The 16,371-nt window shown below is 43.8% G+C and carries 13 protein-coding genes; 1 reads left to right on the top strand and 12 read right to left on the bottom strand.

The features are described 5' to 3' along the window. Positions 1-19: 19 nt before the first annotated feature. The 5 genes from gatE to ileS all read right to left on the bottom strand — a co-directional run bounded on the left by gatE (position 20) and on the right by ileS (position 8,284). Positions 20-1,894, bottom strand: coding sequence for a Glu-tRNA(Gln) amidotransferase subunit GatE (gatE, locus tag Mia14_RS03275; RefSeq protein WP_088820231.1), 1,875 nt, complete (start codon positions 1,892-1,894; stop codon positions 20-22). 8 nt (positions 1,895-1,902) lie between these two features. Further along, positions 1,903-3,243, bottom strand: a complete 1,341-nt coding sequence (gene gatD / locus Mia14_RS03270; RefSeq protein ID WP_088820230.1) for a Glu-tRNA(Gln) amidotransferase subunit GatD — start codon at positions 3,241-3,243, stop codon at positions 1,903-1,905. Positions 3,244-3,291: 48 nt separating this feature from the next. Further along, positions 3,292-4,575: a tRNA (N(6)-L-threonylcarbamoyladenosine(37)-C(2))-methylthiotransferase gene (locus Mia14_RS03265; RefSeq protein WP_088820229.1), complete on the bottom strand. Its 1,284-nt coding sequence runs from the start codon at positions 4,573-4,575 to the stop codon at positions 3,292-3,294. A gap of 193 nt (positions 4,576-4,768) precedes the next feature. Continuing rightward, on the bottom strand, positions 4,769-4,990 hold the full coding sequence (locus Mia14_RS03260) for a hypothetical protein (protein WP_088820228.1): 222 nt from the start codon (positions 4,988-4,990) through the stop codon (positions 4,769-4,771). A gap of 144 nt (positions 4,991-5,134) precedes the next feature. Continuing rightward, a complete protein-coding gene (gene ileS, locus Mia14_RS03255; RefSeq protein ID WP_088820227.1) occupies positions 5,135-8,284 on the bottom strand; it encodes an isoleucine--tRNA ligase in 3,150 nt (1,049 codons plus the stop codon). A 103-nt stretch (positions 8,285-8,387) separates the two neighbouring features. Here ileS and Mia14_RS03250 point away from each other — a divergent pair, with 103 nt between their 5' ends. Next, entirely contained in the window at positions 8,388-8,975 is a 588-nt protein-coding gene (locus tag Mia14_RS03250; protein WP_088820226.1) for a phospholipase D-like domain-containing protein, read from the top strand. A 1-nt stretch (position 8,976) separates the two neighbouring features. Here Mia14_RS03250 and Mia14_RS03245 read toward each other — a convergent pair whose 3' ends face one another. The 7 genes from Mia14_RS03245 to Mia14_RS03215 all read right to left on the bottom strand — a co-directional run bounded on the left by Mia14_RS03245 (position 8,977) and on the right by Mia14_RS03215 (position 16,334). After that, positions 8,977-9,939 (bottom strand): EF-Tu/IF-2/RF-3 family GTPase, encoded by a 963-nt coding sequence (locus Mia14_RS03245; RefSeq protein ID WP_088820225.1) that lies wholly within the window; start codon positions 9,937-9,939, stop codon positions 8,977-8,979. Further along, positions 9,936-11,147 carry an RNA-guided endonuclease InsQ/TnpB family protein gene (locus tag Mia14_RS03240; protein ID WP_198539373.1) on the bottom strand — a complete coding sequence of 404 codons (1,212 nt, stop codon included), beginning with the start codon at positions 11,145-11,147 and terminating at the stop codon, positions 9,936-9,938. Before Mia14_RS03240 ends, Mia14_RS03245 begins: the two co-directional genes overlap by 4 nt. Positions 11,148-11,363: 216 nt before the next feature. Continuing rightward, positions 11,364-12,134 (bottom strand): ABC transporter permease, encoded by a 771-nt coding sequence (locus tag Mia14_RS03235; protein ID WP_088820223.1) that lies wholly within the window; start codon positions 12,132-12,134, stop codon positions 11,364-11,366. 4 nt (positions 12,135-12,138) lie between these two features. Then, complete coding sequence (locus Mia14_RS03230) at positions 12,139-13,155, bottom strand: ATP-binding cassette domain-containing protein (RefSeq protein ID WP_088820222.1); 1,017 nt, start codon at positions 13,153-13,155, stop codon at positions 12,139-12,141. Between the two features lie 97 nt (positions 13,156-13,252). Then, a complete protein-coding gene (locus tag Mia14_RS03225) occupies positions 13,253-14,215 on the bottom strand; it encodes a cytochrome d ubiquinol oxidase subunit II (RefSeq protein WP_088820221.1) in 963 nt (320 codons plus the stop codon). Beyond that, positions 14,208-15,596, bottom strand: a complete 1,389-nt coding sequence (locus tag Mia14_RS03220) for a cytochrome ubiquinol oxidase subunit I (protein ID WP_157891447.1) — start codon at positions 15,594-15,596, stop codon at positions 14,208-14,210. The genes Mia14_RS03225 and Mia14_RS03220 overlap by 8 nt, the downstream gene beginning before the upstream one ends. A 105-nt stretch (positions 15,597-15,701) precedes the next feature. After that, positions 15,702-16,334: a hypothetical protein gene (locus Mia14_RS03215; protein WP_088820219.1), complete on the bottom strand. Its 633-nt coding sequence runs from the start codon at positions 16,332-16,334 to the stop codon at positions 15,702-15,704. Positions 16,335-16,371 lie beyond the last annotated feature (37 nt).

Here is a 16,371-nt window from a genome sequence, read left to right as displayed (position 1 = left end):
ATTCTTAAATTTAAAGTATTTAAACCTTGCTATTATTTAGCAGGTCCCGCAGTTCTTCTGCCTCCACATCAATATTATGGTCTTTCATTATCGACGCGAGCACATTTTTGCTTCCCTTCTCCTTGAATTCCTTCACTATCCCAAGAAGCTCATCTTTGCTGAGCTTCCTCAGCTTCCTTTCCTCAGCGATCCTGTAAAGATCGCCTTTGTCCGCGGAAGGGGATTCTTCGGCTGCCGCCCTGACCATCTGCACAATCCCCCTCTTTGTCAGCTTACCCTCCTTGTATATCTCGAATATCGACTTCAGGGTGCCATCGCTCATGCTGTCCACGTCAATGCCTTCTCTTTTCATCTCAGTGAATTTTTGCATGAGGATGTCGGCTATTATCTTTTTGTCTACGTCAATGGATGACGATATCTCCTTGTATAGCGGATATCTTGGCGAAAGCAGGAGATTTTTGACCAATGCTTCGTCTTTTATCGCATCCTCCAGCTCATTTATCGCGTTTTCGAGATTGGGCTTCGATTCTTCCGCCTGCTTTATCATCTCTTCGGTAACAAGTATTGGCTTTGCATCTGTTTCGGGGTACATCCTTGAGCCTCCCGCTATTGGCCTCATGAATCTTGTCGTATAAAGCTTGTCATCGTATACGGACCTTGTTTCAGGAGGAACGCCTTTCGCGAAATATGCTATCCTCCCAAGCGCATAATCCAATGCCTTTTCCGCTTTCGCCTTGGGCGCTGTTACCATTATGAACGAATCATCATCTTTAATGTTGAGCCTGCCCCTGATTGCCGATATCTCGGAATCCGATAATCCATATTTCGATTTTAAATCCTCATCCGCATGTATCAATCCTTTCACGCCTGCAAGCTTTGCGTAGTCGCTCACCTCGCTTCCGAGCCTTCTGTCGGGATTGATCTCCTTGCCCAAGTAACCTTTGAATCCTTTCACGTTCACCGCGATTACCGATCCGTTCTTTTCAAGAGACGCTTTTATCAAGCGCGAGCTTGTGCCCACGAATAAGTCTGTCAAATCCTCGAAATTGCCGAATTCAGGCTTCCAGTCGATTTTTGCAAGCTCCCCCTTTACCAATATAAGGCTCCTCTGCCTCTCTATCTCGTTCTCTATGTACCTGTCCATGCTTCCGAGATCCTGGAATCCCTTTATCTCAACCCTTGCCCCTCCTTTTATAGAGACGTTTACATCCTGCCTTATAGTGCCTATGCCCCTTTGGACCTTTCCTGTTATCCTGAGCAGCATCCCAATGTATGAGGCCACATCCTTTGCCTCCGCGGGGCTCCTTATATAAGGGTCCGTATCTATCTCCACCAAAGGTATGCCAAGCCTGTCCGTGTTGAACACAGCCTCGTCATCCCCATTTGAGACAATTCCTGCGGATTCCTCCTCAAGCATCATCGAAGGTATGAGCACATCATGGCCGTTGACCTTTATCCTGCCATCCAATCCCACAATCGTGGTCCTCTGGAATGCGCTCGTGTTGCTTCCATCAACAACCTCCTTCCTCATCGGCTCCAGCTCCTTGAATATATGCATTTTAAATGCGGCCGCCAATGACAATGCAATTCCCAATGCCTCGCCGTTCATCTGGTGCGGCGGCTCTTCATCTATGTCGACAAGGCAGGTATTGTCCTTGAATACGTTGTAATGGTATGCTTTCTTCTTCCCTTCCTCTATCTTTGCTGCCGCGTCTATCTTTCCCAACTCTCCCGCGACCGCGCGCTGGTACCTTGTGATGCTCGCCTCCGGCTTTTCATCATCATCGATAGGCTTCGAGGTGCACGAGCAGAAAAGCTTCTCTTTTGTGTTGAGCCTCTGGTGTATCTCAAGGCCGCACATGAATCCTATAGACTTGTAATAATCTTCATCCATTTGATCATCTATATGAGAAATTCATCGTAAAGGGTCCTGTCCCTTATCTCTCCGGCTATGTTCTTGTTAAGCAGCTGCCTTGCTTCATCCCTATTGTAATTTCCCAGCAGCCATCCAAGCTTTATGTATGCGGTTTCCGGTGTCATGTCCTCGCAGTATACGACTCCGGCATTGCTGAGGAGCCTCAGGTTTGTGTAAACCTTGGAGTTTACCCTTCCATATAGGCATTGCGAGGTCATCCCTATTATCATGCCGGAATCAATCGCTTCCTTTATGTTATTCAAATATGATTTTTCAGGCCTTCCCGATACCGAAGTATGTCCGAGCCCTGTGCCCTCTATTATTATCCCTTTGTAGCCTTTATTTTTGTAATAATTTATTATGTCAGGATCGGAATTAGGGTATACCTTAAGCAGCGCTACCTTATCTGAGAACTTGTCCATAATGGTTATCCCTTCGGCCGAACTTTTGACTTTGTTGTAATCGCTGTCGTAATGTATCTCCCCTTTTATGCCAAGATGCGCTATAGGCAGGTCGTTTATTGGCCTGAATGCATCCCTCCTGCTCGTGTTCATCTTCCTTGCCTTCGTTCCTCTTATCAATTGGCAGTAGTCATCGGAGCTGTCCTTGTGCATGCAGATGCCCACCTCCGCTATGTCCGATTCAGCTGCTATGCGCACCGAGCATATGAGGTTCATGAATGAGTCGCTGGACCCCCTGTCGCTGCTTCTTTGCGATCCGGTAAATACAACAGGTGCATTGAGGCCTTTGAGCATAAAGCTTAAGGCAGATGAGACATAATGCATCGTGTCCGTTCCTATTGTTATGACAACTCCTCTGCTTCCGCCCTTTATCTCTTCTGCAACAGTGCTTGCTATCCGCTGCCATTCAAGGTATGTCATGTCCTCGCTTGCTATGCTGAAGAGGTGCACCGGATGTAGCATTGCTATATTAGATAGCTCGGGGACGTTGGCTATAAGCTCCTCCGGCTTCAGAAGCATATGCACCCCCCCAGTCCTGTAATCGAGCTTGCTCCCTATGGTGCCCCCAGTATATATTATAGATACTTGGGGTAGATCTTTGTTCAATTCAATACTCTGCAATTCCGATTCAGAAGGATCATCAGATTTCTCCTTGTGCTCCGCCTTCTCTATACTATCTATCTCATCGACAGATATTCCGAAGTTGTATCCGCTTTCAAGCTTGACTACCAATATCCCTTTCTCCGTGAATTCGGAATTCGGCAGTATCTTTACCACCTCCTTTGAATTGCCAAATTCAATTAGAGCAAAGTCTCCTATCTTTAAGCCATTTTTATCAAGAAGCTCCTTTACCAAGCCATTGTACATGGTCACACCATTTTGAATGCATTAATTAAATCTGCTATAAGCACCGAATCAATTTAGCACTTTCCCATATAAAGCGTTTGATGTCGACGAGTATATTTTCACTTTGCATCTGTCTCCCAATTCAAGGCCATCGCTTTCTCCAGCTATTATTACCTGCTTGTATGACGGGTTCCTGCCGTTTATCGAAATCCCCGTCCTTTCCGTGAGCATCACATCCTGCGATGTGCCGATGAGTTTTTTGTTTATCGAATTCTGGACCCTGCGTATGATGCGTGTTGCCTCAACACTCCTTCTCTTTATCTCGTTCTCCGAAAGCTGCTCAAGCTTCGATGCCCTTGCATGGGGCCTTCTTGCGAACTTTGAAAGGTTTGATACGTCAGGCTTTACATCTTTCACCATCTCGAGGGTTTCCTCAAAATCCTTTTCCTTCTCCGTAGGGTATCCGACTATTATATCGGTTTCAAGCATAAGATCCTTCACATTGGACCTGAGCCTGTCAACAACCTCATAGAACTGCGAAATGTCGTAATCCCTGTTCATGTCCTTAAGTACCGAGTCGCTTCCCGACTGCACAGGAAGGTGTATGAATTTGTAAAAATGGCCGCTGTTAAGCGCATCTGTGAATGCCTCTATATGCTTAAGAGCATGCTCCGGATTAAGCATCCCTATCCTTATATAGTAGTCATCTCCTATGTCAAGGGTTTTTATCTTGTCCAGTAGCTCCGCGATGCTGCTCTTTCTGTCTGCTCCATACGCCCCGACATCCTGAGATGTCAGTTCTATCTCCTTTGCCCCCTTCCGGACGCTGTAAGAGATCGCCTTAGCTATGAGGTCTGAGGAGAAGCTGTTCAGAGGGCCTCTTGCCCTCTTGGTCTCGCAGAATGCGCAGTTGCTCAGGCACCCATCCCCTATCGGGATTCGTGATATTATGCCGCTGCCTGGCTTGAAATAGGACATCCTGTCAACAGCCCCATATCTGTCGTATACAACTCTTTCACCTTCAGCAACTTTGCCAAGTGCAGCAGGAAGGCTGCTTATATTTGGGGCCGTTATTATGCTTACAGAAGGCACGTATTTTGATATGAGATCAGGGTTGGCGGAAGCCATGCACCCTGTGACTATTGTCCTCTTCCCGCTCTTCTGCAGTCTCTCAAGCTTGTTTATTATCCTCTGCTCCGTTGCGGTTTTGACAGTGCAGGTGTTGACTATCACAGCATCAGAATCCGCCTCGTCATCCGAAACGGTGATATTGCTGTCCTTGAGCAGCGTCTTTATTATGTCGCTGTCCGCCTGGTTGAGGGTGCATCCGTAAGTCTTCACATAAACCTTCATGATACCACATTCAAAAATATAAGCGATTATCCAATATGCATTTTTTTCTAAAAAGCTAAATAAACCAATGCTAAACCAATAGGCAATGATCTACAAAAGCGGGCATATCCAGAATCGGCAAAACGGCTAATGCTGAAATAATAAAATAATAATACAAGGAAATACAGAAAAAGACCGAAAAAGAGAAAAAGATTCACATTATGTGTGTCTCAACAGGCTCGTTAAATGCCCTTCCGGATTTGTATGCCTTCCTTTTCTCCATATCGCTCCAGCAGTCCTTGCATATGACTAGCCTTTTCGTCTTTGTAGCCCTCTGGGAAGACTTCATGCAGTTATTGCAAATCTTTCTTCCGCAGTAATCACAAACTTCATACCTGTATATCTCGCGCTTGCATCTTTCACAAAATGTTGTCAATATAACACCTTAATATAATTGATTTGATTAGAAATAATTAAGAAAACAACAATAGGATTTGCTCATTATATTATAAATACCTTTTGCAAAGCCAGCAAAATAACCTGGCAGTACAATGCTATTCATATATAGCCGCACATCCGGTCATTTGCCTCTTTCATTTTTCTCTATCGCTATCTTTATGCTGTTTCCCGGAGATATCTCAAATGAAACCTCCTCCAATCCATTAGCATCGGAGAGCCTTTCATCTATAGACCTGCTGTTTGTGACCTTCTTTATCCTCTCTATATTCTCTTTTACAAGAGCTGAAAGCGCCACGTCCGCTGACAGGTATACGTTTATCCTGTCGGATTTGCTGAATCCTTTTTCCTTCCTGAGCATCTGTATCCTGCGTATAATCTCCCTTACCAACAGCTCGCCCTTGAGGTCGTCCGTTATCTCTGTGTCAAGGTATATAAGGCCGTACTTCGATTCCTCCTCGTTCTCCTTTATAAGGTCTTCCGATATGGTGTACATCTCAGGTTTTATGGTGAAGTTGCCCTTTTCCGTATGCAACGTGTAGTACCCCTCTTTTTCTACGGCTTCCGACAGCTCCTTAGGGTCCGCTTTGCGCAGCGCATCAGATACAACGTTGCTGTTCTCCTTGAATTCAGGGCCTATCTTCGCGAATACAGGTATTATCCTCAAGTTAAGGTTGTCAGATATCTCGGCGCTTATTGTTTTTACATTGGTAAGCGACTCTATTATGTTCGAAAGCTTTGCGACCGCATCCGCAACCTCGTTGTACCTCGTTATAACCTTTGCGTTTGACAGTGGCTGCCTAAGCCTGACACTGTTCTTCTCTCTAAGGTTCAGTATCTCGCTTGAAAGTTCCTTTGCAATGTCGAATTCCTTCTCTATGTTATCGTCAATGTACTTTATATCCGCCTTAGGCCACGGTTCATAGAAAACGCTGCCGCCGTCTATGGAAAATAGCTTCTGATAAATGTACTCCGATGTAAATGGAAGCGCTACGGATGAGATAACCGTAAACTTGTAAAGCACGTAATTTATCAGGTTTGAGAGATACCTAAGCTTCTTCGTACTCATATCCTCGGATTTCTGCTTTGCGATCTTCAAATAAGTCCTGCTGAAATCATTGACAAGGAAGTCTGCCATCTGGTTTATCGCCTGGTCTATCCCGTAAGAATCAAATAGCTCCGTGGAATTCTTCACTATTGTGTTTATCCTTGAAAGTATCCATCTGTCATCCTTGTCTGCAAGTGCCAGGTTCGGCTTCTTCACTCTCTTTGAGTCGGATCCCGAAAGGTTTGAAAACTCCCTCGCAAGCTTCATGATGTTGTAGTAGGTCACAATTATGTTGTCGCTTTCTTTCAGCTCAGAGACTTTTACCTTTAGGTCCTCCCATCTTGGCTTGCCAAGGCACCAAAGCCTGTACCCATCAGCTGACACATACTTGGGCAGGTCCTTTGCAAGTATGAGATTTCCCAGGTGCCTGTGCATCTCCATCCCATGCTCATCGTAAACCATTCCCCCTATCGTTACCTCCTTGAATGGGGTCTTGCCATACAATGCAACCGATGTCCTTATCAGCATGGAGAACCATCCTCTTAATTGGTCCCTGCTTTCGGTTATCCAATCTGAGGGGAACAGCCTCTTCCACTCTTCTTCGCTCAAGCTTGCCGTATGCGCTATTCCAGAATCCCACCATACGTCGAATACGTCCTTGACCCTATGCATGGTCCCTTCGCATTTGTCGCATTTGAAGGTTATATTGTCTATATATGGTATATGAAGGTCTTCAGGCTCTTTGCTCAAGCCTGCCTTCTCCTTGAGCTCTGCGGCGGATCCTATTGCAATGGTGTTGTCGCAGTCGTTGCATTTCCATATTGGTATTGGCGCTCCCCAGTATCTCTGCCTTGATATGCACCAGTCTGGGGAATTGCGCAGTGTATCGTCCTGCCACTCTTTCGTGTTTTTAGGGTGCCATTTTATCTTTGAGTTTGCCTTTATTGTCTTGTCCTTTATCTTCTGTATATCTATGAACCACTGATCTGTCGACCTGTATATAAGCTTGCTGTTGCACCTCCAGCAGTGGGGGTAGCTGTGCGTTATCGATCCTCTGTAAAGCAAGCTTCCATCCTTCTTAAGCTTCTCAAGCACGAATTTGTTTGCTTCATCCGGTATCTTTATCCCTTTAAGCCCGCCTGCCTCATCCGTGTATTCTGCTTGGTCGCTTACAGGGGAGTAAATAGGTATGCCATTCTTGAATCCGACATTGAAGTCCTCTGGACCATGCCCCGGAGCGACATGCACCAATCCTGTTCCATCGCCCATGGAAACAAGCCCTTTCTCCATCAATACCCTATGGAATTTTGCAAACTCCCTCTGCTTAGGTATCTCGTCTTCGAATGGGCCCTTGTAATAAATCCCCTGCAGCTCTGATCCATAGAATTCTCCAAGCACTGTGAAGCTCTGGTCTATGCTCTTCGCGAATGCGTCAAGCCTGTCCTTTGCAACTATATAAATATTATCCCCAAACTGCGCCTTTACATATAGCCCTTCAGGGTTTACCGCAACCGCCATGTTAGACGGAAGCGTCCAAGGTGTTGTAGTCCATATGACAAGGTAAAGGTTGCTCTCAATGTTTATCCTTGAATCTTTTGACCTTTCAGGATCAACCTTGAACCTCACGAATATTGACGGGTCGGTATCATCGGAATATTCTATCTCCGGCCCTTGGGCTGAGAGCACTGTTTCGCAGTGGGGGCAGTAAGCCAGTGCTTTCTTTCCCGAATATACGAGCCCTTTGTCGTATATCCCTTTGAACATCCTCCATCCGGCATCCATGTAATTTTTTTTGTAAGGTATGTATGCATCCTCAAAGTCCAATGAGGAACCATACTTCCTGTAAATATCTATCATCCCGCTGACCTGCTCGTCAGCGAAGCTCTTGCATGCCTCTATGAAATTGTCAATCCCGTATGAATCTATATCCTCCTTCGTCTTCAACCCTAGCTTGTGCTCAACCTTGTTCTCTATAGGAAGGCCATGGACATCGAATCCAGCCCTATCGTGGACATAGAAGCCCCTGAACCTTTTGTACCTAAGCATCACATCCTTTACAACGCCAACCCAGACATGGTGCACCCCAAGCTCTCCTGTCGCATAGGGAGGCCCGTCCAAGAAGTAATATTTTTTCTTGTCCACAGACTCTTTTTTGATTTTTTTAATAGGATCCTCTTTTGACCAGTATTCCTTGGTAAAATTTTCTATCTCTCCGAGATCTATCATCTAATACCCCCAATTAATATGTACGCATAAAAATTAATAATATGCTATAACCGTAATATTAAACTTAAATCGCAGTAAAAATTAATAAACTAAGTGTATAACCATGGGGCATGGAGAATCATCGAGCTACAGCGGAAATGAGTCGTACAGGTACATCGACCCTCTGGTCTCAAACGATGACAGGTACCTTTTCATAATCTCGCCCTTCATAAGCAAAAATTATATCAAAAAATTGGTAAAGATGTCGTCAAGGAAAGAGATAAAGGTGATAACGTCAAAGGCCGCTGCGAGCGGAGAGGTTGCAAAGGATTACATAGCCAAGAGCCATGCCAAGTATCTCATATACGCGGCAATGATATTCGTCATCCTTTCATTGGCGCTTTACTTCACAAAGATGATGCTTCTGCTTTCTATCGTGGTATATGCTGCTGCTTTGGCAATCATCATCTATGTTCTGATCATATCTTTCAATAGGTATCCAAAGAGGCGCAGGCATATAGAGTTCAAGTTCGTGGAAGGCAGGTTTGTGCATGAAAAGCTTTACATAGGGGAGGAGGAAGCGATAACAGGAAGCGCCAACTTCACGTACAGCGGCCTGCACAAGAACATAGAGCACATAGAGGTAGTGCACGACAAGAAAAAGATAAAAGAGCTCACAGACCATTTCTATTCTGTGTGGAATTCGGCCTGAATCAATCCGCTTTTCCGAAAGCGAAGATCCTTGGCTCCTGCTTGCGTATAAGCATGAATGAATCAGAGCTCTCTATGCATAGGGGCTTGTCAAACACCAAGGATATGCTTTTTCCATCAAAAGAGCTTACAGTTGCGCTTGTGTAAGAGAATCCGGATACGAATATATAGGAGGATTTCTCTTTGACATCCTCCTTGTTTATGCTGCTCACGTTTATCGTTGCCGTTATGCTCTTTTTCGGATCTATCTTATAATTTGATAAAGTATCGCCCTTTTTGAATTCATCTGAATCGGCACCCTTAAGCGCAAGCCCAACCCTTGTGCTGACTCCTGCTTCCTGGATGTCCCTGTCCTGGCTTTGTATGGATCTTACAATCACTTCCTTTGAATCTTTGCCCAATAGCTTGTCATGCACTTTTACGGATCCTTTTCTTACTATGCCCAAAACTACCGTGCCTGCGCCTTTTACGTTGAACGACCTGTCTATGTCCACCCTGCATTGGCCGGAAGCGTCATTCGAATCAAGCTTGTAGCTTGCTATCTTCCCAAGTATGTCCTCCATCTTGCATGTTGTATAATTTGGCAGGTTAAGCTGCTTCAGCATGCCCTCCAATTGGGATTGGTCTATTGTATCATGCTCTATTATTATAGTGGGCTTGCCGGCCAATGCCGTGGCTATAAGCACTTCGCCAAGCTGCTTGTCTATCGATTTTGCATCTATCACTATGATATGGGACAAGGTGATAGATTCCGCAAGCCCGTAGAATTTGTCATCCAAGTTTGCAGGAGATATTGCAACAATTGTGTCATCGTTGTAAATCCTGTTATAGTAAACCAAGCTGTCCTCCGCGCCCTTCTTGCCTATGAAGTCGGCTACCCCATTGTTTATCGGTATTGAGATTAAGTGACATCCTCCCACCTGTAAATGGTGTGGGCTTCCAGGGTGGTTATGATTTGTCATCATGATGCCACCCATGTAGTTCCTGCTTCATAGGCAACTGCCTCCCCTGCGGAAGGTCTTATGTCGTCTCCGCGGGCTTGACTTCCCGAATGCCCTTCGGTAGTTGGACTGATGGAGTCCAAAGCCCTTTTGAGTATATTCTGTGCCGCATTCACATCCCTGTCCATTGACATCCCGCACTTTTCGCAGACGAATGTCCTTTGGGATATTGATATACTTTGCACATTGCCACATTTGCTGCATGTCATTGATGTGTATTGAGGATTCACTTTCATTGCCACGCAACCAGCGCTTTCAGCCTTGTATTGCAGCAATTGTGTGAAATTTCCCCAAGAAGATTCATTTATCGATTTTGCGTATCTGTGGTTCTTCACCATATTGTTTATCTCTAAATCTTCATACGCAATGAATGAATAAGAATTCACCAGTTCATTCGAAAGATTGTTTATGCAATCCAATCTTATCCTTGAAATATGCTCTGAGTATCTTGCAAATCTTGTCACTGCCTTTCTTCTGTTGGATGATCCCTTCTCCTTCCTCGATATGTTTTGTTGAAGGGCTCTTGAATGTTTCCTCTCGTGTTTTGTTATTTTTGCGTTTTGGAGTATTGTATTGTCCGAAAGCGCGGCGTATTGCATTATTCCTAAATCAATACCAATCCTTGGTTTACCGTTTGAAATGAATGGCTTGTCCTCCTTTTCAACAGCAATCGTGATGTACCATTCCTGTGATTTTGTCTTCTTTATATTTAATGTTTTTATTCCTCCTTCAATATTTCTGTGGTTCACGAAATTTATCCTTCCTATTTTTGAAAGTTCAACCTTCTTCTTCTCTATCTTGAAGCCATTGGTTTGAGGATATGTCAAAGATGATACGAACTTCTTGTATCTTGGAAATCCCGCCTTTACCTTCTTTCCTTGCTTCTTCTCCTTGCACCTCAAGAAGAAATGTTTGTATGCATCTGACACTCTTTTTGAGATATTCTGAAGAACCTGGGAATGGATTTCCGCAAATTCCGGTTTTTCCTTCTTTAATTTGGTTATCCAACCGTTCATCCTGAATTCCGTTAAGGTTTTTCCTGTCTCCTTGTAATATGACTTTGACTTTTCAAGAAGCAGGTTGTATAGTTCCTTTGAAAGATACATCTGTCTATTCAGAGTTCCCTTCTGTTCCTTTGAAGGATATGCACGATATTTGTATGCAGTTTTCATACAAAACATGTATATTTTATTATCTGTATTTATACATGTTGTGGTGGCTTATATCCCACCGCTGAAGCGTGTGGGTTTTACGCCAAATTTGATAAAAATAGCATATGTATCCAAATTCAGTTCTCTACACCATTAAACGCAATTTGTATCATATGATGCAAAGTACATCAAAGCAAACGTATGAGGCAAATTGCATTTGCTTCGCTGCTTTGCTGATTACACTATCTTCCCTTTTGCGAACGCTATCGCTCCAAGTATAAGCATTGCTATAGCAATTATCCCTAGTACAATTGCGTCCACGTAGCCCGGGAATACCGAAATGCCTATCAGGGCAAACCTCATTCCATCCACTCCGTATGTCAGTGGATTGAAGTATGTTATGTACTTCACAAATGTTGGCAGCACCGTTATAGGGTATATTGCGCCGGACAGGAAGAACAGCGGGAATATGAGCAGGTTTAATATTAGCCCGAAACCCTGCATATCCTTCATGAAAGACGCTATTATAAGGCCCAGGCATATGAAAACAATGCCTATCAGCACCATGAATCCGTATGTTATCAATATGCCTAGTACGCTTGGCAGCTTAAATCCAATGAAAAGAGCTATTATTATAAGCAATGTGCTCTGTATTATAGCAGTGCTCAATCCTCCAAGAACCCTTCCCAGTACTATGCTCACACGCCTAACCGGTGCGACCATAACCTCCTTCAGGAAACCGAACTGTTTGTCCCAAAGAAGCGATATTCCGCTTGTCGTCGCGGCGAAAAGCATTGACATCCCTACTATACCCGGAACCAGGAAGTCTATATAGCTTACACCTGGCGGCAGATGTAGGAATGCTGCCAACGAACCGAAACCGGCATCCAGGAAAAGCAGGAAGAGCACCGGCATTGCAATCGAGCCTATTATCTGGGATGGAGACCTTATGAACCTCTTCATCGCCCTAAGCCAAAGAACATATATTACCGATATATCTCTGTTCATAATATCACCTATTCCTGCTCCTTATAACCGCCTGTATCCTCTCGTTGGGATTTGCCTCCTCATCCCTGATGCTCTTTCCCGTGTAGTGTATGAACACGTCTTCAAGGCTTGGCTTGCGTATGTCTATGCTTGTTATGCTGAGCTTTGACCTGAATGCCTGCTCTATTATCTCTGGCAGGTCTGATGCGGCGCTCTTCACATTTAGATAGGCAATCTTCTTGTCGGCCTCGTCAACCTTTATCGACACTACGTTCTTGAACTTCTTTATATTTTTCTGAAGGAACTTGACCTCCTTTTCCTCCTTTAATGATATCTTGACTATGTCCCCGTGTAGCCCTTCCTTGAGCTTCTGTGGCGTGTCGCACACTATAATCTTTCCGTGGTCTATTATTGCAACCCTGTCGCACAGGTAATCGGCCTCCTCTATGTAATGTGTTGTCAGAAGGACTGATAGGTGGTATTTCTCGTTCAGCTTTTTCACGTATTCGAGTATGTGCCTTCTTGTTTGGGTGTCCAATCCAACAGTTGGCTCATCAAGGAACAGAACTTTTGGCTCATTCAAAAGCCCTCTTGCTATCTCAAGCCTCCTTCTCATCCCTCCCGAATAGCTTGACATAACCACATTGGCTTTGTCTGAAAGCTCAACCATTTCAAGCATCTCATTTATCCTGCGCTTTCTGGTTTCTTTGTCGATTCCATACATCATCGCATGAAGCTCAAGGTTCTCGTACCCTGTAAGCCTGTCATCTATTGATGGGTCCTGGAAGACAATTCCTATTTTTGACCTTACCTCATCCTTGTGCTTTGAAACATCGAATCCGGACACATATGCGTCTCCGGAAGTCTTGTCTATTATTGTAGTGAGGATGTGCACGGTTGTCGTCTTTCCTGCACCATTAGGGCCCAGGAAGCCAAAGATCTCGCCTTCTTTCACATCAAATGATATGCCATCGACTGCGGTAAAATCCCCATACCTCTTTACCAAATTTGATACATGTATTGAATAATCAGTGGATTTCATATATACCGGTAATTATTGGGATAGTTTATTTTTAAACCTTTAGGTAAATAATTTTTATTTGGTTAAGACGGCTCGAGCAAAAATTGCATCCTATCGCTTATTTCTTTTCCTCTTTGTCCACCGCTTCCGGAGAACCTTTTGATTCTGAAAGGCCCAAGCGGAGAAGTATCACAAGGAAGAATGCTATTATCAATCCGCCCACTATTCCAAATGCAAGGACAAGAGGCTGGGTTGAGGGCGTAACCAAAAGGCTGGCGAACGCAAGTTTGTCATTGAACAATCCGGGGTACTCAAGAAGCTCAAATGAGAGTATTGAAATGAACAACGTTATTGGCACTGCAAACTTGGTATACCTCTCCTTATATGCGTATGTTGACAGGGAGATTGCAATCAATATTATTGGAATGGCTAACAGGTAGTATTCAGAGTACATGTTGCTTATCAGGTAGTTCAAGTTGCCTACATAAAGTGATGATATTATGAACAGCAGAGACAGCACAACAATGGCAATTGGGTAGATGATGCGCTTTGAGAACCTGAATATCAACATGTCTGCAAACAATGCCAGCAACGCCTCGCCTATGAAAAGCGTTATGTTAAATCCGTTGAATATCGATTGAAGCACGTTAAGGCTGTATGATGACAGGTTTACACCTATGCCGCTTACGGTTGAATTCAGCACGGACATCGCAAGGAATGCGACAAATATGATTGATATCGCATATACCCTAAGATACTTCTTTTCGTTCACTTTGTTGCTTATGAATTCAGAGTACCCGAAGAATGAATTCCTGAACACGAATATTATTCCCGCAAGCATTATTGGTATTATGTAAAGGAATCCAATAGGGACCAACGCAGTTGGGAACGTCGCTTCCGTATCCACCAAATAGAACACGCCGAAGGTGCCGTCTATCTCCCAGACTGGCACAAGGTAGCGCATTATTTTCTCCTTGTCCTTGAAATCAATCAGCAGAAGGAGGGCAAGCCCAACTTCTATCAGGAATGCCGAAAGGAATATGGCGAAGATTATAAAATTGAACAATATTATATCATGCATTTTCTAATTCACCTTTCAGCGGCCTTGAATCAAACAGCCTCTTAAGCACATATGCGGTTGCTGGGATTATGAATATGTATATCAATATGATTATTGCTGCGAAATATGCAATTGACGGCGATGTGTTTGCTGCCGCGGATATTGGCATGACATCATAGACTATCCATGGCACTCTGCCTACCTCGTCAACAACCCATCCGCTTTCCATAGTTATCAACACAACCGCTTCTATTATTACGAACAGCACCAGCACTGCCTTGTTCTCAAAGAAATTCTTTTTAATGAACAGCTTTATCAGCATCACAAGCCATATGAATCCGCCAAGCAGGAATCCTATCCCAACCATCATGTCAAACAGCGTGTGTATGAACAGAGGTGGCCATGTGTCCTTTGGATAAGCGTTTAGCCCTTTTATTACGATTGACTGTGCACTTTTTCCAAACCCGTAAGCGAGTATGCTCTGCAGACCCGGTATCTGAATCCCTCCTACGACGGTTCCGTTGACAACTGTTCCGTTATATACGGTATGCCCTAGCGGGCTATAGGTGCCAAATATTATCTCAGGCACATCGGAACGCGTTATTAAGTCAAGTTCAATGGCATCAAATTTTTCGGTCTGGTACTGCATAAGCGTGGTTATTGACATTATTCCGCTTATTATCACGAATACTATTATCACTGCGATGATGCCAAATGTTATGTTAAGCCCTCTCTTATAATATTCTCTCTCGTCATTGTCCTTTGTCTTCAGAAGTTTGTACGCGAAATAAGAGAAGAACACGCTTACGCCTGCCAGTATTGAGGTAGATATAACATGGAATACCTCTATTCCGGTTGAAGGAGTGTCAAATGCAGTCAGTGGATGCACGTCGGCAATTGTCTTGAACCCTGAAGATATGAACAATGCAGTGTTGAAGCCCGTGGGCGTATTCATCCATGCATTGACCATAGTTATCAGAACTCCGGACAATGCCGCTGCAAAAGCTACAATTATTATTGATGCAATCTTCAGCTTCTCGCTCTTTATTTTGTCTCCGAAGTACACATATATTGACAGGAATATGACTTCCGTAAAGAATGCGAATACCTCTGTGAAGAACGGGAGTATTGCGACGTACCCTACCAGCCTCATGAACGCGGGCCATAGGAATGCAAGTTCAAGCGCAACCAATGTGCCTGAAGCAGTGCCAACTGCAAAAAGTACCACCAGAATCAAGGACAGCCTATGGGCAAGTGCACGATAGTACTTGTCATTCTTTTTATAGGCCAAGTACTCCGCTGTTGCCACTATTATGGGAAGCCCTATGCCTATCGTTGCTAATATTATATGTATGCCTAATGAGAAGCCCTGCGTGAATTCGTACAATGAGAGCAAAGACAATATATACACCTAAACTGCATCCGCTTTCTTACCTAAAGTATATTTAACCGATAATTTTTTAACTTTCCTGTTAATTTGCATATTGTTTAATACCACCTTCAGATTTCATATGAACCCATACCAAAGCAGTAGTATCCCTATGAATTCGGAATAATAAAGGAAGACCGGTATCTCAGCTATGTACAATGTTCCGGCAACTGAAACCACCAATACGCCTATTATTATGCTTATCATCTTGTAGCTTTTCTTCTTTAGGTAGCTTACCACTGCTATCGCTATAAGAAGTATTGCGGCTGGGAATGTTACCAAAGATGATGAGAGCACCACACTTAACGGCAGAACTGAAAAGACTATGTAATGCTCAACTATATCCTTTATATTAGATGTCAGCAGTGATGCCAGCAGTATCGCGGTTGAGGCAATCATGAATGCCCCATACGCTATCGATGCTTTCCTTGATTTAAGCAGCTGCACGGAACCCATTGCAAGCATCTCTACTATTATCGACACAAATAGCAGATACAAATCTCCAACTAACACATTGTAGTAGCCGAATGAGAAAAACAGCTCTATTAGGACACCTATGGTGAAAAACCACATCCCAGTGCTCCAGAACAGCAAAGGCTTTATCTTTGATTTTAAGTACCTCTTGGTCATTATTATTGTAAGTCCAAGAGAAAGTAGCAGTATTACAAATACCGATATCTCAACAAATGCTTCTGAGGTTAATATTGACATCAATATCTTTATGGTATATAAATTTTAATATGTTTTG

The organism is Candidatus Mancarchaeum acidiphilum (genome assembly GCF_002214165.1).
GTDB lineage: Archaea > Micrarchaeota > Micrarchaeia > Micrarchaeales > Micrarchaeaceae > Mancarchaeum > Mancarchaeum acidiphilum.
This window is presented reverse-complemented; position numbering and strand designations above follow the sequence as displayed.

What these genes read in the sequence shown, in the direction of transcription:
- gatE (WP_088820231.1), bottom strand. Translation starts at nt 1,894, where the DNA reads ATGGATGAAGATTATTACAAGTCTATAGGATTCATGTGCGGCCTTGAG.
- gatD (WP_088820230.1), bottom strand. Translation starts at nt 3,243, where the DNA reads ATGTACAATGGCTTGGTAAAGGAGCTTCTTGATAAAAATGGCTTAAAG.
- Mia14_RS03265 (WP_088820229.1), bottom strand. Translation starts at nt 4,575, where the DNA reads ATGAAGGTTTATGTGAAGACTTACGGATGCACCCTCAACCAGGCGGAC.
- ileS (WP_088820227.1), bottom strand. Translation starts at nt 8,284, where the DNA reads ATGATAGATCTCGGAGAGATAGAAAATTTTACCAAGGAATACTGGTCA.
- Mia14_RS03250 (WP_088820226.1), top strand. Translation starts at nt 8,388, where the DNA reads ATGGGGCATGGAGAATCATCGAGCTACAGCGGAAATGAGTCGTACAGG.
- Mia14_RS03245 (WP_088820225.1), bottom strand. Translation starts at nt 9,939, where the DNA reads ATGATGACAAATCATAACCACCCTGGAAGCCCACACCATTTACAGGTG.
- Mia14_RS03240 (WP_198539373.1), bottom strand. Translation starts at nt 11,147, where the DNA reads ATGAAAACTGCATACAAATATCGTGCATATCCTTCAAAGGAACAGAAG.
- Mia14_RS03235 (WP_088820223.1), bottom strand. Translation starts at nt 12,134, where the DNA reads ATGAACAGAGATATATCGGTAATATATGTTCTTTGGCTTAGGGCGATG.
- Mia14_RS03230 (WP_088820222.1), bottom strand. Translation starts at nt 13,155, where the DNA reads ATGAAATCCACTGATTATTCAATACATGTATCAAATTTGGTAAAGAGG.
- Mia14_RS03225 (WP_088820221.1), bottom strand. Translation starts at nt 14,215, where the DNA reads ATGCATGATATAATATTGTTCAATTTTATAATCTTCGCCATATTCCTT.
- Mia14_RS03215 (WP_088820219.1), bottom strand. Translation starts at nt 16,334, where the DNA reads ATGTCAATATTAACCTCAGAAGCATTTGTTGAGATATCGGTATTTGTA.